This window comes from Gordonibacter sp. (genome assembly GCF_036667095.1).
Lineage (GTDB): Bacteria > Actinomycetota > Coriobacteriia > Coriobacteriales > Eggerthellaceae > Gordonibacter.
Map to the genome: position 1 here is coordinate 3,085 of NZ_JAVWUP010000117.1, position 5,109 is coordinate 8,193.

The 5,109-nt window shown below is 46.4% G+C and carries 3 protein-coding genes; 1 reads left to right on the top strand and 2 read right to left on the bottom strand.

Going from position 1 to position 5,109, the window contains the following annotated elements:
- Positions 1-1,007, top strand: a 1,007-nt coding sequence (locus tag RR842_RS10010; RefSeq protein ID WP_332729650.1) for a type I glyceraldehyde-3-phosphate dehydrogenase, incomplete at its 5' end; no start/stop codon positions are given.
- Between the two features lie 386 nt (positions 1,008-1,393).
- On the opposite strand, the gene RR842_RS10015 is transcribed toward RR842_RS10010, so the two are convergent.
- Together RR842_RS10015 and RR842_RS10020 are read right to left on the bottom strand one after the other, a co-directional pair.
- Positions 1,394-3,883: a S8 family peptidase gene (locus RR842_RS10015; protein ID WP_332729651.1), complete on the bottom strand. Its 2,490-nt coding sequence runs from the start codon at positions 3,881-3,883 to the stop codon at positions 1,394-1,396.
- A complete protein-coding gene (locus RR842_RS10020) occupies positions 3,883-4,848 on the bottom strand; it encodes an ATP-binding protein (RefSeq protein ID WP_332729652.1) in 966 nt (321 codons plus the stop codon). Before RR842_RS10020 ends, RR842_RS10015 begins: the two co-directional genes overlap by 1 nt.
- Positions 4,849-5,109: the final 261 nt, after the last annotated feature.

The following is a 5,109-nucleotide window of genomic DNA, read 5'->3' on the forward strand; positions in this document are numbered from 1 at the left end:
ATGGCATGAAGAGGATTGCGATAAACGGCATGGGACGCGTCGGCAGGCTGTGCTTCCGCGCTCTTCTGGGGCGAGACGACATGGAGCTGGTCGCAGTGAACGATGTATCGCCCGTGGACTCGATAGCCTACCTGCTCCGTCATGATTCAGAGCATGGACCGATCGGACCCGAATGGGACATAGCATCGAACGATTGCAGCTTTGCGGTGAACGAAGGGGAAATACCGGCGATGCAGGAGGAGGATGCGTCCGTGTTGCCCTGGGCTACGCTTGGGGTGGATCTCGTCCTCGAATGCACTGGGTCGTATGCCTCGCGAGAAAAGGCAGCCGCGCACCTCGAAGCCGGGGCGAAGCGCGTCCTCATCTCGGCGGCGGCAGGAAACGAGGTGCCGACCGTGGTATATGGAATCAATGAGGGGATAGTCACCGACGACGACCTTGTCGTGTCTGGTGCTTCGTGCTCGACGGTCGGTCTTTCGCCCTTGGCGCGCGCGCTGAACGACATCGCGCCTATCGAGCAGGGAATCGCCACCACCATCCATGCGTTCACGCCGACCCAGATGGTGCTCGACAACCCGCAGAGGAAGGGCAACCTCCGGCGTTCCAGGACTGCGTCGACCAACATCATCCCGACGACGGCCGCTTTCGCTAAGGCTGTCGGGCTGGTCCTTCCAGAACTACAGGGGAAACTGTCCGGATCGGCCATACGCGTGCCGGTGACGAAGGGGAGCTACATCACCCTGGTCGCCTCCGTGGAGACCGACGGCCTTACGGCAGAGTCCCTCAATGCCGCAATGCGCGAGCATAGCGATGACATGTTCGGCTATGCGGAGGAGGAGCTCGTGTCGGGAGACATCGCGGGAACGTCGTTCGAGTCCATCTTCGATCCGTTCCAGACAAAGGTCTCGCGGGCAGGAGAAGGGCGTTATCTCGTGGAGTGCGCAACATGGTTCGACAACGAGACTTCCTACGTCTCCCATTTCATGAAACTTGCGGAAACCTTGTAGGTGGAGCTGGAGGTCGGGGGTGAACGAAGTTTCTGGCTAAAACTATGGGGCTTTGGAAGGGATCTAATGGTTGAGACCATTTGGTAGAATCATGGGTGGCTCGCACCAACAGCGAACCACTCGGAACAACCACTCACGCCTGCATTCAGAGGAGAACACGCAGAGTCACTCCCACTCACTTAATCCAAGCATATACTAAGCTTTATTGTTTAGTATATGGTGGTGTTTGCCCTGTTGTTTCGAATCGTTTCTATCCATTATTTCTCGTTTACTGATTTTTTGCTATCAAACTGCTATCAGCGTATCGCTATCACGCACCGCCCTTCTTTGGTTGAAGCCATTTTTCATAAGTGCTATCTGGTTGATCCTCTGCGTAAGCCGTATCATTACTGTGGCTGAATAGGAACTGCAATTCGTTGGGCAATCTTTGTCATAATCGGGGTATATAAATCAATTTGAGTATCTGCTGCTTCTATAGAAATTACAAGCGAATATCTAGTTTTTGAATTCATTTTTTTCAAATTCGTTCGTTCTCTCCACCAACCGATAATAGGGTAGACGGCAATAGTACCGCTTTGAGCTAGGTTTATAGCCGTGTCTTCCCAGACATCGGAATGAAGTGAGCCAACATCTCTATTATTGGAGCCTAAGTACCAATTGTTTTCGGAAGCAGTTGTCTGGTAGTCTTCTTCTCTCATCGCTGCGTTTATGCGCTGTTGAAACTGTGTTGTTGTTTCATTTGGTCGCTTGATGTCAAATCGCAAACCATGAGAGGCGTATCGGTATTTGTATTTCCATCCTTTTTGTCCAGGTCCAGGTTCAATGAAGTAGGACAGTGTCACTCGTAGTTTTACTGGTTCATTTTCTAATGTTTGCAGTACCTCATTTGGCCAAGGAAGAGAGTGTAAGTGCATTTCCTTCGTTTTAGGTATTGATCCCGTTATTTTTTCGTAGGGTTGAATTTCTCCCTCAATTATCATGTTGACACGGTTGTTTAGCGTGTCTTTTGCTCTCATTAGGTCAGGTACACCGTATCCACACGTTCGAAGTAAATTTCTTCTCCCTTGTGTTTTGATGTCTGGCAATCCAAATTGGTTTTTCATCCCGTCTGTCCATCGCGCAGAATGAATAAGTAGGGCTCGCACCGTTTCTGGATGGAGATCAGGATAGGCGGCTAGTAATTCAGCAGCAATATATGAGCATTGTGCAGTTGCAGCACTTGTTGCGTTGATTGTGTCAAACAGTCTGTTACTTATATCATTATGCAAGGTGAGCTTCGAAAGATCATCATGACTAGTGTAATTAGTGCCATCAAAGGCGACGTTGCCACCATCGCAAATCAATTCTGGCTTAATTGGCCATTGCGACTTCCACGTGTGGGAAGTGGAGGAAAAGGGCGAAAGCTCTCCTTCTTTAGCGAGAGCAGAGTAGCCATTCATGGTTGGATCGGGCTGGATGGTTGTGTCGGCTGAATATGCTCCAACCGACAAAGCGTTCCATGCTTGTGCTGGGTCGTGAACAGATTTTGTTAAACAAGCGTTGGGATAGCCACTATTTTGCATTTCTTGGTTTGTAACATTGCCTGCCGAAACAATAAAAAGTCGCTTTTGTTTGTCATGCGAAATTTGATCAATAGCCCCAGACCAAGACGAGGGTTGTCCGTTGTTCAGGCTGCTTTTATCATCGGTAACCGCCATGCAGTATATTCGCCTTGATGTCGGCGTCGATATTTCGGGCAGAAGGGTAGCTTGTTCTGTAATGTAGCCATATAGCCCTTGAGCGTTGGGAGTATTTCCCAGAATTTTTACAGATTCAAGGGTGTGATTGAGGGTTACGGGCGTGTTTGATATCAGATATCTTTTTAGGTCGTTATAAAGAGCTACGCCAGCCATGTTTGTACCATGCCCGCTGTGGTCTGCCGTGCCCCATTGAGTATTGACTGTCATTCCTGTAGTGGGCATATAGGGGTCAATTAGGCTATGGTTTCCATTTATGCCTGTATCTAGTATGCATATCGCAATTCCAGTATCGTTGAAGTGAGTTCGCGCAAGCAGGTCATCCGCCCATTCAGCTTGTTCGACAAGCGACGAATCAATGAAAGTAGAATTCGGATCAGCAGGCTTCCGAATTTCGGCAATTGTTACACCTTGTTTTATTAAATCAAGCAGAGAACTTTGGTTGGCGTATACCGGTATAACCAGCCTTTCTGGAAAGCGTATGTACTGCTCCTCTGACCGATGAGCAATACCTAGATTGTCTAACAACGAAAAAAGATTGTTTTTCGTTGTCTCAAAGGTATCTTCTTTGACATCAACCCATAGCTCGAACCACTGGGCGACATCGCTTGGCGCATCGGACGGTCGTCCAACCCAGAAAGCACTTATTTTCAGCGCATTTGAAATAGATTCTATGCTGCTAACTAAATCATTGTTTTTTGGTTTCCCTGTTTTTGTTTGTAAGGTAGCAAAATCAGCTATCTTCTTTATAAAAACCGCTTCTTTACCAGAGGGAATGAATACAGTTGCCTTCGTAACTATCGAGGACGTGCCATCTTCATTTTGTGAAACGATATCTCTTACGTTTAGTAGCTTTATGCCTTGTCTGTTGTCTTCTAAGCTCTTCGTAATCAAGTCGCAATTGTTTGCACCAGAAAATTCCAGGTATGTTCCAGTGTTGTATGCTATTGCGGCTACTTGGCGAGGTGTATATGCATTGAATTGGTCTTGAGCGGCTCTAAACTGAGTAGTTAAATTGCTGCTATGAACTTGACGGTTTCGTCTTGTTGGAATATTCGGTTGCGCACCTCCGGAAGGAGAGGTTGTGAAGTTGAATGTATCAGTTATGTCAGTGAGAAATATGTTATCGTACCTGGGCATTATCTAATCCCTTTTGTCCGATATACGTCTCTTCGCTCCTCAATCATTTTTATTAGCACATCGCGTGAAACTTGTCGCTTGTCAGCTAGGATAGCTTGCTTTATTGCATTTTCGCAAGCTTTAGTAATATCTGCATGGCATAACCCAACTGTTAAATCAACGATTTCCTGAGTGATTAATGACTTTGAATTGAATTTATTCAGTTTCAAACTAAATAGCTTTATTGTTTCGTCCTTGGAGGGCAATGAAAATTGTAGGACATCATCAAAACGCCTAAACAATGCTTGGTCTAATGAGCTGCCACTGTTCGATGCCGCTAAAATGATGCTGTCTGATGTGTCCTGCTCAATGAATTGCAGGAACAGATTCAGTACCCGATGCATTTCTTTGACATCATTGTCAGCTGCCCGTTCTGAGCCTATAGAATCGAATTCATCGAAGAAGTAAACGCCGGTTTCTTGAGAGATGCTATCAAATACTTGCCGAAGTTTTGTCCCAGTTTCTCCCATGTACTTACTTACCAATTTATCTGTCTGTATTAGAAAAAGGGGGAGCTTTAGCTCGGTCGCAAAGACCGAGGCGGTAAGCGTTTTTCCTGTTCCAGGCAATCCTTCGAGCAAAATCTTCCGACGGTGGGCATAACCTTTTTTGTTTAGCTTTGAACGTTGAGCAAACTCTAAGATGATGTTATCTATCTGCTCGTCTAGTCTTTCGGAGACAATTAAATCACTTTTTCTAGCTTTTGATTGCCCACGAATAATTAAGGTGCTATCGATGGGTTTAATTCTATTGATAGCACTATCTCCGCCTTGTTTTAACACTAATTCTTTTAAGGACTGTGCAAGAACAGAGTGACCGATTTTGGCCTCATGAGCAGCAATTTGCAGAACAACCGTTTTTACACGTTCGCTATCGCCATCATAATGTGCTTTTACTAGAGCGATTAATTGCTCTGAAGTTGCCACTGGTGTTCCTTTGGAATCTGTTTATCGATAGTCGGGTAAACGGGCGCTTTTGATACGTGCTTCATTCTAGCGCATTGATCCGATCTCGTCCCCCTTTGTTGGGAGCAATTCTGCTGAATTTGCGTTGCATTTGACTATCGCGTAAGGATCAAGGCAGCTTTTGTTGTGGTGGATCATGAGTATTTCGCTTGCATTACGGGTAATATGCCCCATGCCTCTATCCGGCTAGTTTATTTCCGAAGTACTAGTCGGATAGCTTTT